16 protein-coding genes and 2 tRNA genes are annotated in these 16,028 nt (G+C 43.2%); 2 read left to right on the top strand and 16 right to left on the bottom strand.

Annotated features, from left to right (window positions below; translation table 11 throughout):
- Nucleotides 1-53: 53 nt before the first annotated feature.
- The 15 genes from glnA to rsgA all read right to left on the bottom strand — a co-directional run bounded on the left by glnA (nt 54) and on the right by rsgA (nt 14,680).
- Nucleotides 54-1,400, bottom strand: coding sequence for a type I glutamate--ammonia ligase (gene glnA / locus O3605_RS06765; RefSeq protein ID WP_003008870.1), 1,347 nt, complete (start codon nt 1,398-1,400; stop codon nt 54-56).
- A 39-nt stretch (nt 1,401-1,439) separates the two neighbouring features.
- On the bottom strand, nt 1,440-1,799 hold the full coding sequence (locus O3605_RS06770) for a MerR family transcriptional regulator (protein ID WP_003008872.1): 360 nt from the start codon (nt 1,797-1,799) through the stop codon (nt 1,440-1,442).
- A gap of 67 nt (nt 1,800-1,866) precedes the next feature.
- On the bottom strand, nt 1,867-2,400 hold the full coding sequence (locus tag O3605_RS06775) for an FUSC family protein (protein WP_003008874.1): 534 nt from the start codon (nt 2,398-2,400) through the stop codon (nt 1,867-1,869).
- Between the two features lie 268 nt (nt 2,401-2,668).
- On the bottom strand, nt 2,669-3,868 hold the full coding sequence (locus O3605_RS06780) for a phosphoglycerate kinase (protein ID WP_371585657.1): 1,200 nt from the start codon (nt 3,866-3,868) through the stop codon (nt 2,669-2,671).
- 178 nt (nt 3,869-4,046) lie between these two features.
- The gene (gene gap, locus O3605_RS06785) at nt 4,047-5,057 is read right to left on the bottom strand and encodes a type I glyceraldehyde-3-phosphate dehydrogenase (RefSeq protein ID WP_000260673.1); all 1,011 of its coding nucleotides are present in this window, start codon (nt 5,055-5,057) and stop codon (nt 4,047-4,049) included.
- A gap of 289 nt (nt 5,058-5,346) precedes the next feature.
- Nucleotides 5,347-7,428 (bottom strand): elongation factor G, encoded by a 2,082-nt coding sequence (fusA, locus tag O3605_RS06790; RefSeq protein ID WP_003003071.1) that lies wholly within the window; start codon nt 7,426-7,428, stop codon nt 5,347-5,349.
- A gap of 271 nt (nt 7,429-7,699) precedes the next feature.
- Complete coding sequence (gene rpsG / locus O3605_RS06795) at nt 7,700-8,170, bottom strand: 30S ribosomal protein S7 (RefSeq protein WP_003003105.1); 471 nt, start codon at nt 8,168-8,170, stop codon at nt 7,700-7,702.
- 19 nt (nt 8,171-8,189) lie between these two features.
- Nucleotides 8,190-8,603 carry a 30S ribosomal protein S12 gene (gene rpsL / locus O3605_RS06800; RefSeq protein ID WP_001142332.1) on the bottom strand — a complete coding sequence of 138 codons (414 nt, stop codon included), beginning with the start codon at nt 8,601-8,603 and terminating at the stop codon, nt 8,190-8,192.
- A gap of 205 nt (nt 8,604-8,808) precedes the next feature.
- The gene (locus O3605_RS06805; RefSeq protein ID WP_371585662.1) at nt 8,809-9,345 is read right to left on the bottom strand and encodes a hypothetical protein; all 537 of its coding nucleotides are present in this window, start codon (nt 9,343-9,345) and stop codon (nt 8,809-8,811) included.
- Nucleotides 9,346-9,368: 23 nt separating this feature from the next.
- Nucleotides 9,369-10,184, bottom strand: coding sequence for a pur operon repressor (gene purR, locus O3605_RS06810; protein ID WP_037599408.1), 816 nt, complete (start codon nt 10,182-10,184; stop codon nt 9,369-9,371).
- Between the two features lie 135 nt (nt 10,185-10,319).
- A complete protein-coding gene (locus O3605_RS06815) occupies nt 10,320-11,264 on the bottom strand; it encodes a 3'-5' exoribonuclease YhaM family protein (protein ID WP_049514801.1) in 945 nt (314 codons plus the stop codon).
- Nucleotides 11,251-12,501 (bottom strand): DNA recombination protein RmuC, encoded by a 1,251-nt coding sequence (locus tag O3605_RS06820; RefSeq protein WP_195423546.1) that lies wholly within the window; start codon nt 12,499-12,501, stop codon nt 11,251-11,253. Before O3605_RS06820 ends, O3605_RS06815 begins: the two co-directional genes overlap by 14 nt.
- Before the next feature lies 1 nt (nt 12,502).
- Nucleotides 12,503-13,135, bottom strand: coding sequence for a thiamine diphosphokinase (locus O3605_RS06825; protein WP_371585696.1), 633 nt, complete (start codon nt 13,133-13,135; stop codon nt 12,503-12,505).
- The gene (gene rpe / locus O3605_RS06830; protein WP_371585665.1) at nt 13,128-13,787 is read right to left on the bottom strand and encodes a ribulose-phosphate 3-epimerase; all 660 of its coding nucleotides are present in this window, start codon (nt 13,785-13,787) and stop codon (nt 13,128-13,130) included. The genes O3605_RS06825 and rpe overlap by 8 nt, the downstream gene beginning before the upstream one ends.
- Before the next feature lie 14 nt (nt 13,788-13,801).
- Nucleotides 13,802-14,680, bottom strand: a complete 879-nt coding sequence (gene rsgA, locus O3605_RS06835) for a ribosome small subunit-dependent GTPase A (RefSeq protein ID WP_031573894.1) — start codon at nt 14,678-14,680, stop codon at nt 13,802-13,804.
- Between the two features lie 248 nt (nt 14,681-14,928).
- Here rsgA and O3605_RS06840 point away from each other — a divergent pair.
- Together O3605_RS06840 and O3605_RS06845 are read left to right on the top strand one after the other, a co-directional pair.
- A tRNA-Leu gene (locus O3605_RS06840) sits at nt 14,929-15,011 on the top strand.
- Between the two features lie 4 nt (nt 15,012-15,015).
- Nucleotides 15,016-15,104 (top strand) — tRNA-Ser (locus O3605_RS06845).
- A 43-nt stretch (nt 15,105-15,147) separates the two neighbouring features.
- On the opposite strand, the gene rsmA is transcribed toward O3605_RS06845, so the two are convergent.
- Nucleotides 15,148-16,023 carry a 16S rRNA (adenine(1518)-N(6)/adenine(1519)-N(6))-dimethyltransferase RsmA gene (rsmA, locus tag O3605_RS06850; protein WP_371585667.1) on the bottom strand — a complete coding sequence of 292 codons (876 nt, stop codon included), beginning with the start codon at nt 16,021-16,023 and terminating at the stop codon, nt 15,148-15,150.
- Between the last annotated feature and the right edge of the window lie 5 nt (nt 16,024-16,028).

The following is a 16,028-nucleotide window of genomic DNA, read 5'->3' on the forward strand; positions in this document are numbered from 1 at the left end:
CAAAAATAATTGAGAGGCTAGGACTTTTGTCCTAGCCTCTTTACTCTTATTTCTTAATAAAGATCTAAATAGTTGTCTACTTCCCATTGAGATACGAAGGTCGCATAGCTTGCCCATTCGATTCGTTTGGCTTCAAGGAAGCTGGTGTAGATATGTTCACCCAAGGCAGCTTTCACCACTTCGTCTTCTGTCAAGGCTTTCAAGGCATTGTGAAGGGTAGAAGGGAGATCTGTGATTCCAGCTGCTCTACGTTCTTCCGGTGTCATCACATAGATATTTTCTTCGATCGGAGCAGGTGCTTCGATTTTATTTTCAATTCCGTGAAGGCCGACTTCAAGCAAGACTGCCAAGGCTACATAAGGATTGGCCATTGGATCTACGGAACGCAATTCCAAACGAGTTCCCATACCACGTGATGCTGGCACACGTACCAATGGGGAACGGTTGCGACCTGCCCAAGCGATATAAACAGGTGCTTCATATCCAGGAACCAAACGTTTATAAGAGTTGACGGTTGGGTTGGTCACCGCTGTAAAGTTGTAGGCATGCTTGATCAAACCACCCAAGAAGTGATAAGCAGTTTCTGACAATTGCATTCCACGTGGATCTTCTGGATCAAAGAAAGCATTGTTGCCATCTTGGTCAAAGAGAGACATATTACAGTGCATACCTGATCCGGCAATTCCAAATTTTGGTTTGGCCATAAAGGTTGCATACAAGCCGTGTTTACGAGCGATAGTCTTCACAACGAGTTTAAAGATTTGGATCTTGTCACAAGCGCGGAGAACTTCGTCATACTTAAAGTCGATTTCATGCTGACCAACGGCTACTTCGTGGTGACTAGCTTCTACTTCAAAGCCCATCTTGGTCAAGACATTTACGATTTCACGACGAGTGTTATCTGCAAGGTCTGTTGGAGCCAAGTCAAAATAGCCACCTTTGTCGTTTACTTCAAGAGTTGGATCTCCATTTTCGTCCAACTTGAAGAGGAAGAATTCCGGTTCTGGACCAAGGTTAAAGGATTTGAATCCAAGTTCTTCCATATGACGAAGAGCACGTTTCAAGTTGCCACGTGGGTCTCCTGCAAATGGTTCCCCTTCTGTCGTATAGACATCACAGATCAAGCCAGCTACGCTACCATTTTCATCTCCCCAAGGGAAGACTGTCCATGTATCCAAATCTGGGTAAAGATACATATCTGACTCGTTGATACGGACAAATCCTTCGATAGAAGAACCATCAAACATGGCTTTGTTTGAAAGAACCTTGTCCAGTTGCTCATCGGTAGCTGGAATTTCGACATTCTTCATGGTTCCCAAAATATCAGAGAACATCAAGCGAATAAAAGTAACATTTTTTTCTTTTACTTCACGGCGAATATCTGCAGCAGTAATTGACATTTTTGTCTCCTTAAAATAGATTACAAGCTTATGAAATGATCAACGAAATTGACCATATGGCGATGGGGAAGATGTGAAGCGACTTTGCTGAAGAATGTCACGATGAAGAGCCTTACGGATCTCTTCTTGACTGACAACCTTGGTTTGCTCTTGCTCTTTTTCCGCATATTTCTTCTTAATATCCGCAATATTGAAGCCATCTGAGATATAATCTTTGATCTCAAGTAGGCGGTCCATATCGTCCAACGAATACATGCGGCGATTGCCTTCTGTCCGATCGGGAGAAATCAATCCCTGATCTTCATAATAACGAATCTGGCGAGCTGTCAAGTCGGTCAGCTTCATAACACTGCCAATCGGAAAGACTGCTAGCGAGCGTCGTAATTCCTTTTCCTTCATACCATTCCTCTTTCTATTCTATTATATCGAAAAAAAAATCTATGTCAAGATTAAATGTTATATAATCTTACATAGGTTTTTTGTGTTTCTTGAGAAAATCGCGAATGCGATCCACATCCGAATTGACCAAAATCGCAACGAAAACGCCAATAAAGGTCTCAAATATTCGGGCAAAAACATACAAGAAGGTTTCTCCGTTAGGAATCGAGAGGGTAATGATCAGCATTGCCGAAACTCCTCCGATAATTCCTGCTTTATTATTCATAGCGACATTTGTCATAATGGTTAACATGGTCGCAATAGGTACAAAAATAAGAGTCACCCAATACGCCCCATGAAAGAGCGTTTTTAAAAGGAAGAACAATACGGCATAAAAACCTCCGATACTGTTGCCCATGACACGCGAAGCCCCGAAGTGGACACTCTTATCAAAGTCTTCCCTCAAACTAAAAACAGCTGTCAAGGTCCCAATCTGAAGGCCTCGCCAGCCAAATATTCCAAAAATAAGTAGTACAATAAAAACGGCAATCCCTGTTTTAAAGGTTCTCATCCCCAAACGGAATTTGGACCAATCAAATTTGTGTCGTTTAAAGTAATCCATGGTCACCTATCTTTCTATTTCTATTATTCTACCATATTTTCAGAAAGGAGAGAACAGATATCAATAGAAAGAAAAAAGAGAGTGGGACAGAAATCGGTAATTCGTTAGAATTCGATTTCGTCGTCCCACCTCCGCACAGTTGAGTAGGGCTGTAAAAGCTGATGAAATCAGTGTAGTAGAGCCCACTCAACCACTGCGTCTTGCTTGACAATCCAAAAATAATTGAGAGGCTAGAACTTTTGTCCCAGCCTCTTTCATTCTATTTAGATTATTTGTCTGTAAGAGCAGCCAATCCTGGAAGTTCTTTACCTTCAAGGAGTTCCATAGAAGCACCACCACCAGTAGAGATCCATGAGAATTTGTCTGCACGGCCAAGGTTGATCGCAGCAGCAGCTGAGTCACCACCACCGATGATTGATTTAACGCCTGGTTGTTTCACGATAGCGTCCATCACACCGATTGTACCAGCTTGGAAGTCAGGGTTTTCAAATACACCCATAGGTCCGTTCCATACAACTGTTTTCGCACCAGTCAATTCTTGGTCGAATTTAGCGATTGATTTAGGACCGATATCAAGACCAAGGAATCCTGGATCTACTGCTTCACCTTCAGTGTCTTTCACTTCAGTGTAGTCAGCAAATGCGTTTGCTTCTTTTGAGTCAACTGGCAAGATCAATTTACCGTTTGATTTTTCAAGAAGAGCTTTCGCAACATCCAATTTGTCTTCTTCTACAAGTGAGTTACCGATTTCGATACCTTGTGCTTTGTAGAATGTGTAAGTCATCCCACCACCGATAAGAACTTTATCAGCTTTTTCAAGCAAGTTTTCGATAACACCGATCTTGTCAGATACTTTAGATCCACCAAGGATAGCTACGAATGGACGTTCTGGAGCTTCAACTGCTTCTTTGATGTAAGCAATTTCGTTTTCAAGAAGGAATCCAGCAACAGCTTTCTCAACGTTTGCAGAGATACCAACGTTAGATGCGTGTGCACGGTGAGCAGTACCAAATGCATCGTTTACGAAGATACCATCTCCAAGTGATGCCCAGTATTTACCAAGTTCAGGATCGTTTTTAGATTCTTTCTTGCCGTCAACATCTTCGAAACGAGTGTTTTCAACCAAGAGAACTTGTCCATCTTCAAGAGCGTTAACAGCTGCTTCCAATTCAGCACCACGTGTAACACCTGGGATAAATTTCACTTCTTGACCCAATTTAGCAGCCAAGTCAGCAACTACAGGAGCAAGTGATTTACCTTCTTTATCTGCTTCCTCTTTTACACGTCCAAGGTGAGAGAAGAGGATTGCACGTCCACCTTGTTCAAGGATGTACTTGATAGTTGGAAGAGCTGCAGTGATACGGTTATCGTTAGTGATCACGCCATCTTTTACAGGAACGTTGAAGTCAACACGAACGAGAACTTTTTTCCCTTTCAAGTCAACGTCTTTAACAGTCAATTTTGCCATTAGATATGACTCCTTCTTTTTTTAATACATGATAATTATATCACAAAAGCTGTAAAAGAGGTAGAAAAATTCGATGATTTCACCTCTAATTGAGCTGGATTCCCTATACTTTGGATGATTTGTATCTCCATAAGTACAAAAAAAGAGGAGGTTTCCCTCCTCTCATCATACGCATGAATTATTTAGCAATTTTTGCGAAGTATTCAAGAGTACGAACAAGTTGTGAAGTGTAAGACATTTCATTGTCATACCATGAAACAACTTTAACCAATTGTTTACCGTCAACGTCAAGAACTTTAGTTTGAGTTGCGTCAAACAATGAACCGAATGACATACCTACGATATCAGAAGATACGATTGGATCTTCAGTGTATCCGTATGATTCGTTAGAAGCTGCTTTCATAGCTGCGTTTACTTCATCAACAGTAACGTTCTTATCAAGAACTGCTACCAATTCAGTTACTGAACCAGTTGGAACAGGAACACGTTGAGCAGCTCCGTCCAATTTACCGTTCAATTCAGGGATAACCAAACCGATTGCTTTAGCAGCACCAGTTGAGTTAGGAACGATGTTAGCTGCAGCAGCACGAGCACGGCGAAGGTCACCTTTACGGTGTGGTCCGTCAAGAACCATTTGGTCACCAGTGTAACCGTGGATAGTAGTCATCAAACCTTCAACGATACCGAAGTTGTCATGAAGAGCTTTAGCCATTGGAGCCAAACAGTTTGTAGTACATGAAGCACCTGAGATAACTGTTTCAGTACCATCAAGAATATCGTGGTTAGTGTTAAATACGACTGTTTTAACATCTGATCCACCAGGAGCAGTGATAACAACTTTCTTAGCACCACCAGCATGCAAGTGTTTTTCAGCAGCTGCTTTAGTAGCAAAGAAACCAGTTGCTTCAAGAACGATTTCTACACCGTCGTTAGCCCAGTCGATTTGTTCTGGATCGCGTTCAGCAGAAACTTTAACGAATTTACCGTTAACTTCGAATCCACCTTCTTTAACTTCCACAGTACCGTCGAAACGACCTTGAGTTGTATCGTATTTCAACAAGTGTGCAAGCATAACTGGATCTGTAAGGTCGTTGATGCGAGTAACTTCAACACCTTCTACGTTTTGGATACGACGGAAAGCAAGACGACCGATACGACCGAAACCGTTAATACCAACTTTAACTACCATTCGTGATTTCCTCCTTATGAAAATCAAAAAATTTTTTTGTGAAAAGAGTAACTTGACACAGCGCCAAACATCTTTTAACAGTCTCTATTATATACTTTATTGCATTAAAAAGCAACTATTTCCCAACGAAAAGCAAGATTTATCCTAGTTCGAGACCTTTTTTATTAAAGTTTTTCACAAAGTCTTGATCCATGGAATTAACGTTTTCTTTACTACCATTTAACCTCTAGCCTTCCCAGACAAACAAAAACCCTTCCCTAAACGGGAAGAGTTTTCTAGCTCCGGTAAATTAAGCTTCACCTTTAGCTTTTTTAATGATTTCTTCTTGTACTGATTTTGGTACATCTTCGTAGTGGTCAAATACCATCATGAAAGTACCACGTCCTTGAGTTGCAGAACGAAGAACAGTAGCGTAACCGAACATTTCAGCAAGTGGCACATAAGCACGAACGATTTGGCTTGCACCGTGTGCTTCCATACCATCTACACGTCCACGACGAGCAGTTACGTGACCCATAACATCCCCAAGGTTTTCTTCAGGAACTGTGATGGTTACAAGCATCATTGGTTCAAGGATAGCTGGTTGTGCAGTCTTAGCAGCTTCTTTAAGTGCAAGAGATGCAGCGATCTTGAAGGCAGTTTCAGATGAGTCGACATCGTGGTATGAACCATCGTAAAGCTTAGCTTTCACGTCAACCATTGGGTAACCAGCAAGAACACCGTTCGCCATAGATTCTTGAAGTCCTTTTTCTACTGCAGGGATGAATTCACGTGGAACCACACCACCGACGATAGCATTTTCGAACTCGAATCCTTTACCTTCTTCGTTTGGAGTAAATTCGATCCAAACATCACCAAACTGACCTTTACCACCAGATTGACGTTTGAAGAATCCACGTGCTTGTGTAGAAGCGCGGAATGTTTCACGGTAAGATACTTGAGGAGCACCAACGTTAGCTTCAACCTTGAATTCACGTTTCATACGGTCAACAAGGACATCCAAGTGCAACTCACCCATACCAGAGATAACTGTTTCACCAGTTTCAGGGTTTGTTTCAACGCGGAAGGTTGGATCTTCTTCAGCCAATTTTTGAAGGGCGATACCCATCTTGTCTTGGTCTGCTTTAGATTTAGGTTCAACCATCAATTGGATAACTGGTTCTGGAACTTCGATTGATTCAAGGATGATTTTTGCTTTTTCATCTGTCAATGAGTCACCGGTTGTAGTATCTTTCAAACCAACGGCAGCAGCGATATCTCCAGAGTAAACTGTTTCGATTTCTTTACGAGTGTTGGCGTGCATTTGAAGGATACGTCCGATACGTTCACGTTTACCTTTAGAAGTGTTCAATACGTATGAACCTGAGTTCAAGACACCTGAGTAAACACGGAAGAATGTCAAACGACCTACGAATGGGTCAGTCATGATCTTGAAGGCAAGAGCTGCAAATGGCTCTTCATCAGATGCTGGACGTTCTTCTTCTTCATCTGTATCTGGGTTTACACCCTTGATTGCAGGGATATCAAGTGGGCTTGGAAGGTAGTCAAGAACTGCATCCAACATCAATTGAACCCCTTTGTTCTTGAAGGCAGAACCACAAAGTACTGGGTAGAATTCAACGTTGATTGTAGCTTTACGGATACCAGCTTTCAATTCTTCGTTTGTGATTTCTTCCCCTTCAAGGTATTTCATCATCAAGTCTTCATCAGTTTCAGCAACTGCTTCAACCAATTTTTCACGGTATTCTTGAGCTTGTTCAAGGTATTCAGCTGGAATATCTTCTTCAAGGATATCTGTACCAAGGTCGTTGGTATAGATTTCAGCTTTCATCTTGATCAAGTCAATGATTCCGCGGAAGTCATCTTCAGCACCGATTGGCAATTGAATTGGGTGAGCGTTTGCTTGAAGACGGTCATGAAGTGTGCTCACTGAGTAAAGGAAGTCAGCACCGATTTTATCCATCTTGTTTGCGAATACGATACGTGGAACTCCGTATTCAGTTGCTTGACGCCAAACTGTTTCAGTTTGAGGTTCAACACCTGATTGTGAGTCAAGAACGGTTACAGCACCGTCCAAAACGCGGAGTGAACGTTGAACTTCGATAGTGAAGTCCACGTGTCCTGGTGTGTCGATGATGTTTACACGAGTGTCTTTCCATTGAGCTGTTGTAGCGGCAGATGTAATAGTGATACCACGTTCTTGCTCTTGCTCCATCCAGTCCATTTGTGACGCACCTTCGTGAGTTTCACCGATTTTGTGAATCTTACCAGTGTAGTAAAGGATACGCTCAGTTGTAGTTGTTTTACCAGCATCGACGTGAGCCATGATACCGATATTACGAGTTTTTTCAAGTGAAAATTCGCGTGCCATGAGGTTTGTTTCTCCTATATTTTTTATTTCTATATTCTATTATAACATGATTTAATAAAAACGGATAGGCAGGACCTACCCGTTCTCATTGTTTTCATGATTTGTTGGTTTCAACTCATTGGTGAGTTGAACTCGGGCTAAAAGCTCAAGTTAGCCGATTTGAGCCGGAACGGGATGCTGTGTGAAAAAGATAAACTTCCTTGTATTCATCGAATACTGCGTCAGTTTCCTATTTTCACTTTGCATCCTTGCCGTTCCTAGCATCATGATCTTACCAACGGAAGTGTGCGAATGCACGGTTAGCTTCAGCCATACGGTGAGTATCTTCACGTTTCTTAACAGCTGCACCAGTGTTGTTCGCTGCATCCAAGATTTCTTTTGCAAGACGATCAACCATTGTGTGTTCACCACGTTGACGAGCGATTGTTACCAACCAACGAAGTCCAAGGGTTGTACGACGTTCTGGACGAACTTCAACTGGGACTTGGTAGTTAGAACCACCGACACGGCGAGCACGTACTTCAAGTACAGGCATGATGTTTTCCATAGCTGTTTCAAATACTTCAAGAGCATCGTTTCCAGTAGCTTCTTTAATTTGTTCGAAAGCTCCGTAAACGATTGAAGCAGCTGTACCACGTTTACCATCAAGCATAACGCGGTTGATAAGACGAGTAACTAATTGTGAATTGTAAAGCGGATCTGGCAATACATCGCGTTTAGGCGCACGGTTTTTACGACTCATTTCTCTTTATCCCCTTTCCTTATGCTTTTGGACGTTTAGTGCCGTATTTAGAACGGCCTTGTTTACGATCGTTTACACCTGCAGTATCAAGTGCTCCACGGACGATATGGTAACGTACCCCTGGAAGGTCTTTTACACGTCCACCACGAAGAAGAACCACGCTGTGTTCTTGCAAGTTGTGTCCGATACCTGGGATATAAGCAGTAACTTCGATCAAGTTGCTCAAACGTACACGAGCGAATTTACGAAGGGCTGAGTTAGGTTTCTTAGGTGTCATTGTTCCAACACGAGTTGCAACACCACGTTTTTGTGGTGAAGAAACGTTTGTTTGAACTTTTTTATGACTGTTGTAACCAACGTTCAAAGCTGGTGATTTAGATTTTTCTACTTTTGATTTACGCGGTTTGCGAACCAATTGGTTAATTGTAGGCATCTACATTCTCCTGTGAATTTTTTTATTTTTGGTGATGATACACTTGGTGACAGCTACCATCTGTGTGTACTTTTGCAACATTTGTCAGCACGTCCCTGTACACTCTTGAGAGACCAAAAGTAAAAAGTACCGTCTATTATTATAACATGACGGCACTTTGATTGCAAGATGTTTTTTTATTTTTTAAAGAAGTCTAAAAAGTTCATTATTGCCCAGCTTGAGCAGGTTCTTCTGCCCCTGTATCTGCAGCCGGTGCATACTGTTGTTGCTGTTGTGGTTGCACTGTCGCATTGGCTCCAGCTACCCCAGCATTCGCATTAGCGTCTGTTTGAGTCTGCTGCGTTGTCGCAGTATCACTCTCATAGGTTAGTCCATAATAGTTAGCAATGTATTGAATACGAGCTTCAAGCGATTCCTTTTGAGTTGCATCTTTTACTTTCTTCACAGCAGCTTGGGCAGAGTTCACAGAATCTTGACTCGGAGTCGTTTCCATTTGAACGACTGCTTTTTCAGCAGCTTCTGTATTTTTCTTTTCTTCCTTCTTTTCTTTTTCTTCCTTTGTTTCCTTTTTCACTGGAAGGGAACCTGTTTTTTTAGCAGGTTGAATTTCTGTCGTTACCTGGGCAGCTGTATTCTTTTTAACGGTATACAAACCAGCTACCAAAATAAAGGATAGAGACAGAACTGTCACCAAGCGAATCCACAAAGGACTATTATCAAATCGATCTAAAATTCTTTTCACTTTTTGATCCTCCTTTGTTGCTCTTAATCAAAGATATTCCCAACTTCGACACTCAATTTATTTTCTTTTACATCGATGTTGGTCACGCGCAATAAGGATTTGTGTTCAAAGAATTCACGGTCGGTTGCAGCATTATCCGCAAAGACAGCTACCCCTGCTAATTCAGAATCAAATTCAGACAAGAGGCTGACCATCCCGTTAATCGTTCCGCCACCTTTAAGGAAGTCATCGACAATCAAGACCCGGCTTCCTGCTTTTAGGCTCCGTTTTGAAAGGAACATTTTCTCAATGCGATCCCCACTTGAGCCTGAAACATAGTTGACACTAACGGTTGACCCTTCTGTGATTTTCAAATCACGACGGACAATAACAAAAGGAACATTCAAGACATTGGCTACTGCATTGGCTAGAGGAACTCCCTTGGTCGCTACGGTCATGACAGCATCAATCTTCTTATCCCGGAAAGCTTTGGCAATGATGCGGCCGATGCGATTCAAAATCTTTGGATTGCTCAACAGATCAGACAGGTAAATGTAGCCACCAGGAAGGATACGATCACTTTCAGACAGCTGCTTGCAAAGATCCTCGACGATTTCTTTGGATTCTTGATCTGAGATAGACGGTGTAAAGATAACACCTCCACCAGCTCCTGTAATGGTCTCAATATTTCCGATTTCCATCTCTTCAAACGCACGCTTAATGATCACGATATCTTCTGAGATGGAAGACTTGGCAGACTCATACTTTTCCGCAAACGTATTGAGGCTCGTCAATTCATAGGGATGGTTGATCAAGTAATTAGAAATCACGACCATCCGTTCACTTCTTCTTAATTTCATTTTCTCACCATGTAGTTTTTTCTATCATTATACCATAAGAAGCGAAAAAAACGAACATTCTGATTTACAGAAGGCCGTTTTTTCCTGATTATTTTATTTTTGGCAGAATCATTCCCGTATTTATCTCTGTTTTTACTAGTCGAGATTCGGTTTATAGAAGGAACGATTTTCCATAGCAAAGATTTTATTGGTCATTTCGCCAGGACCAATTAAGCCAAGTGCCGTTGTCATCATCATCATTTCTGCATCCAAATTATCGATCATATGAATAATCTCTGCTTCCATGATCTTTGGACGAACAGGACTACCGTATTCGAGCAAGCCATGGTGACTCAAGATCACATGGCGAAGAACGATGACATCTTCTTTTTGGTCATCAATCTTCAAGTCTTGCAAGACCTTGGTGATTTCTTCATCGATGAGTGCAATGTGGCCGATGAGGTTGCCTCGAACAGTGTATTCTGTATTTTCAGGCCCCGTCAACTCGATCACTTTGGCCAAATCGTGTAACATAATCCCTGCAAAGAGCAAGCTCTTATTCAACTGAGGATAGATATCACCGATACTATCTGCCAAGCGGACCATGGTCGCCGTATGATAAGCAAGGCCTGCTTCAAAGGCATGGTGGTTGGTCTTAGCAGCTGGATAGCTATAAAACTCTTTCTCATATTTCCCATAGAGGGCCCGGACAATCCGTTGCCAGACTGGATTTTCAATTTTGAAAATCATGTTTGACAGGTATTCATGCAATTCCTTGGGATCTACTGGTGGTTTTTCCTTAAAGTCTGCTGGATTGTTGGGCTCTCCTGCTTGGGGCAAGCGCATGTTTAATTGGTTGACTTGCGGAGTATTATTGTAAACTTCTCGACGTCCAGACATATGGACCACGCGTCCAGCCATAAAACTCTCTACATTGTGAGGTTGGGCATCCCATAGTTTACCTTCGATTGTACCGGTCTCATCCTGGAAGACAAAGGCGAGGTAGTTTTTCCCGGCCCGCGTTTGACGCACTTCTGCTGACTTGATCAAATAGAATCCTTCGAACAATTCATCTTTTTTCATTTGGTTAATTTTGACCATCATCTTCTCCATCTTCTATATATACATCTAGTTCCAGCAGGTCCTCATCGCTTTCGATTTGGCGGAGTGTCCGCTCGATGGCACTGGTCCGTCTGGTGAGCAAATCATCAATATTATTGGAAGCATTCTTTAAATGGCGCTGGGTCTTGGCCAGAATCCCTCCAAACTTATGGAATTCTGATTTGACCGATCCCAACACCTTGCTAATGTCATCTGCACTCTTTTGGATGTTGAGCGTTTTAAAGCCAACAGACAAGGAGTTCAAGAGGGCTGATAGTGTGCTTGGACCAGCCACTAAAATTTGTTCGTCCCGACGCAAGCGATCGAAGAATTCTGGATTGCGAACCACTTCGGAATAGAGGCCTTCAGTTGGCAAAAAGAGAATTCCGAAATTCGTTGTCGCTGGTGGAAAGAGGTATTTTTGTTGGATATCCTTAGCAAAACGCTTGATACTAGCAAGAAGGGCCTTGCGGTAACGCTCGATCTCCTCTTTCTCTCCCGATTCATAAGCTTCTTCCAGACGATAGTAATCTTCCAGTGGGAATTTAGAGTCAATCGGAAGATAGACTGGTTCTTCTCCTTGTCCAGGAAGCTTAATGGCATATTCCACGCGCTCACTGGATTGAGGAACGGTGACAAACTCCCGCTCATACTGGGCTGGGGTCAAGATATCTTCAATAATTTGGCCCAGCTGCAATTCGCCCATAATCCCACGCGTCTTGGTATTGGAGAGAACTTTATTAAGAGTTCCGACATCCCGCGCCACTGTCTGCATTTCTCCCAGCCCTTTGTTGACCGACTCCAATTGTTTTGAAACCGTCTCAAAGGAGGTCTGCAAGCGGTGCTGCAAGGTTTTCTCCAATTTTTCTTCTACCGTTTGGCGCATCTGTTCTAGCCGCACTTCATTGGACTCTTGGATCTGGCGCATGCGCTCATCTGTTTTGTCCCGATTTTTAGTAAAGTGCTCATTCATCTCAGCGCGCAGAGCCGTCGTCTGCTGGTGGATCTCCACTCGCATCTCGGTTAAGCGATCTGTCAGGGCGATCTCTAACTGCTGATTGGCAATCTGGCTTGCTTGCCTTTCTTTTTCAAAACGATAGTCCAACTGGTCTGTCAAATGATCCTCATGGTCTTCCAGCATCTCTCGTAAAGCCGGTCTGGTGTCATCTGACCGTTGCAAGAGATAGATGAGGAGGCCCAGATTGAGCAGGCCAATCAGAAGCAGAATGATATTCATATTAACCTCTGTCTTTACTATAAACAATGACAAGATAGCCACGATCAAGACTCACTTGAATCAGTTGATCCAAAAATTCATTGGAGCCATACATGGCCTTCAAAAAATAATTCTCCTGATGGAGCGGATACTTGGCTCCTGTGATCTCTAAGCGACCTTGTCCGACAGGCATAAAACCAACATAGGACATGGCTGGATCTGGCTGAATCTCATGGCAGCCGGCTGATCTGTAGATCAAGCGATTTTGACCGTCGACTAATTGGATTTGCTCCATGTAGGGAGCTAGGTCTGGATCGGTCGGCAAAAAGATATTGGACAAGAAGTGATCCAAACGACCGCCAAAGGCACCATAAACGGTGACACCAGCCTCTGGATAGGCCTCAAAGGCCGCTTTTAAGGCCAATTCCAAATCCGTATCGTTCTTTTCAGGGATGGATTGAATAACCTGCTTGGCTTGGGTTTGGATCTGGCGCAAATCGGTCTCAGAGACAGAATCGAAATCCCCCACAGCTATATCTAAAGGCAAGCCTTGTGCCAGCAACTTCAAACAGCCTCCGTCGACACCTACGTATAGATCTTGATCTTTTGGTAGTAGAGAAGAATCTCCACCTGCTAATACTCCTATATTAACCATTGATGGCATCTCGGAGCGTTTGAACGCGCTCATTGACATCTCCATTAAAGACATAAGAGCCTGCTACAAAGACATTGGCCCCCGCTTCTTTTGCTTGGGAAATACTTTGGCCATCAATTCCGCCATCGACTTCGATATCAAAGTCTAAGCCTTTCTCTTCACGAAGAGCCGCTAATTCGCGCACCTTGTCCATTGTTTCTGGAAGAAAGGCTTGGCCACCAAATCCTGGATTAACGGTCATGACCAAGACTTGATCCACCAAGTTCAAGACGTGTTTGATACTGACTACAGGAGTTCCTGGATTAATTACAACACTAGCTTTCACACCGGCTTGACGAATTTTTTGAAGAGCTCCATGGATATGAGGAGTCGCTTCCACATGAATGCTGATGATATCCGCACCTGCACGGGCAAATTCTTCAATGTGGTGTTCGGGATTGGTCACCATCAAGTGGCAATCAAAGACCAACTTGCTATGCGGACGCATACTCTCTACGACTCCAGCTCCAAAGCTGATATTTGGCACAAAATGGCCATCCATGACATCGATATGAGCATAGTCAGCTCCAGCTGCTTCTAAGCGTTTCAACTCACTTTCAAAATTGGCATAATCTGCACTCAAAATTGAGGGTGCTATTTTCATTGTTTTCATTCTTCTATTGTCTCCTATTTTGGCATTTTTTTCGAAACTTTTTTATAGGTTTCGCGACGGTTTTCGATCTCACTTAGAAATTGCAAGTAATCCTCATATCGGAAAGGCGCAATTTCCTCTCTTTCAACGGCTGGTTTCACCGCACAAGCGGGCTCATGCGTGTGGGTACAGGTACGAAATTTACAAGAGTGGCTCACATCGGCGATCTCTGGAAAGGCTTGATTTAAGTCTTCACTGGTCGTCACTTCATAATCGAGGGACGAGAAGCCTGGCGTATCTGCGATCTTTCCTCCATTTAAATGGTAAAAGCTGACAGCTCGGGTCGTGTGTCGACCGCGCCCCAGACTATCTGAAATCTCACCCGTTTCAAGCTCCAGATCCGGAGCAATCTTATTGAGCAAGGTCGATTTTCCTACACCGGTCTGTCCCATAAAGACCGTGGTTTGATTGGTCAAAAGGGGCAAGAGTTCCTCAATCGACAAGACAAAATCATAGCCAATAGCCTGATAGATTCCTTGGTAGTAGTGGATGTCTTCCATATCTTCTAACAAGTCCAGTTTTGAAATATAGACAATGGGATGAATCCCCTTATGCTCCAAAAGAACCAGAAAACGGTCTAAAAGATTGGCATTGAAATCCGGCTCCTTAGCTGACATAATCACTACTGCCTGATCAATATTGACAATCGGAGGACGCACGAGGCTATTTTTTCGAGGCGCAATGCTCAAAATGTAGCCTTCTGAATTCTCTTCAGCAGAGAATTCTACCTGATCCCCCACATAAGGAGTCTGTCCTTTTTTTCTAAAATTTCCACGAGCCCGTGTCTGGTAAATATGGCCGTCTGACTCCACATAGTAGAAGCCAGCCAAGGCCTTGACGATGGTTCCTTGCAAATCGCACTCCTTTGAGATTAATACTATCTATTATACCAAAAAATGAGAAATTAGGCTGGATTGCTCAATAAGAAAAAACGAAAAGTGAACCTCTCCGGACGCTTTTAGAAACGAATAGGTTCGTTTTTTAAATGGATAGAAACAGAAGACGGAGTATCTGTTATGACTTGTCTTTTAGCAGAATTCGGGAAAGGGCACCTTCCTTTTTTTCCTTGGCATTTTTCCTAAAAAGTGTATAATAGAACTATGCGGAGGTGGTGGAATGGCAGACACGCATGCTTCAGGCGCATGTGCCCCTTCGGGCGTGAGGGTTCAAATCCCTTTCTCCGCATCTTGGAAAGGTGGCCCAGCTCGGTACGGCACCGGACTCGAAATCCGGCAAGTGGATTTTCTTCACGCGCGGGTTCAAATCCCGTCCTTTCCTTACGATACAAATAAGCCATAGGTTATAACCTATGGCTTTTCTGTTATTTTATTCCTGCTTCTAAAAGGCCATCTGCTAGGCGAGCGAAGTCTTCTAGGCTAAGAGCTTCTCCTCGTACAGAAGGTTGCAGGCCTGCAGCTTGGATTCCTGCTTCCAGTTTGGCTTTGATTTCTTCGGTCTTGCCAAAGCGACTGGTCAAGTTGTTCCAAAGTGTCTTCCGCCGATAGACAAAGCTAGCCTTGCTGACAGAGAAGAAGAAATCTTCATCCTTGACTGCTACTTCTGGTTCTTCGCGACGGACCATCTTCAAAATGGCAGAGTCGACGTTTGGTGCTGGCACAAAGACGGTGCGAGGCACGATAAAGGCTACCTTGGCAGTCATATAGTATTGGACTGCAATGGATAAAGAACCATAAGCCTTGGTGTTGGGCTCAGCCGAGATGCGGTCTGCCACCTCTTTTTGCATCATGACCACAAATTCTTGGAAAGGAATCTTGGATTCGATCAAGTGCATGAGGATAGGAGTTGTGATGTAATACGGAAGGTTAGCCACCACCTTGATCGGAAGGTCTGGATTTTTAAACTCTTCGATGTACTGGTTGAGGTCTACCTTGAGGATGTCTTGGTTGACAACCGTGACATTGTCAAAATCCCGTAAGGTATCCGCCAAAATGGGAACCAGGCGGTCATCGATCTCAAAGGCCATGACTTCTGCCGCATTTTCCGCCAAGAACTCAGTCAAAGCTCCAATTCCAGGACCGATTTCGATGACATTGACCTGCTTATCGATCTCTGCCGTATCCACAATTTTTTGAAGGATGTTGGTATCGGTCAAAAAGTTTTGACCGAAGGATTTTTTAAAGGTAAATCCGTGACGCTCCAGCACTGCCTTGGTCACGCTATAATCTGCAATTCTCATGTATT

Origin of the sequence: Streptococcus sp. 27098_8_99 (assembly GCF_041431935.1) — a bacterium.
Lineage (GTDB): Bacteria > Bacillota > Bacilli > Lactobacillales > Streptococcaceae > Streptococcus > Streptococcus parasanguinis_D.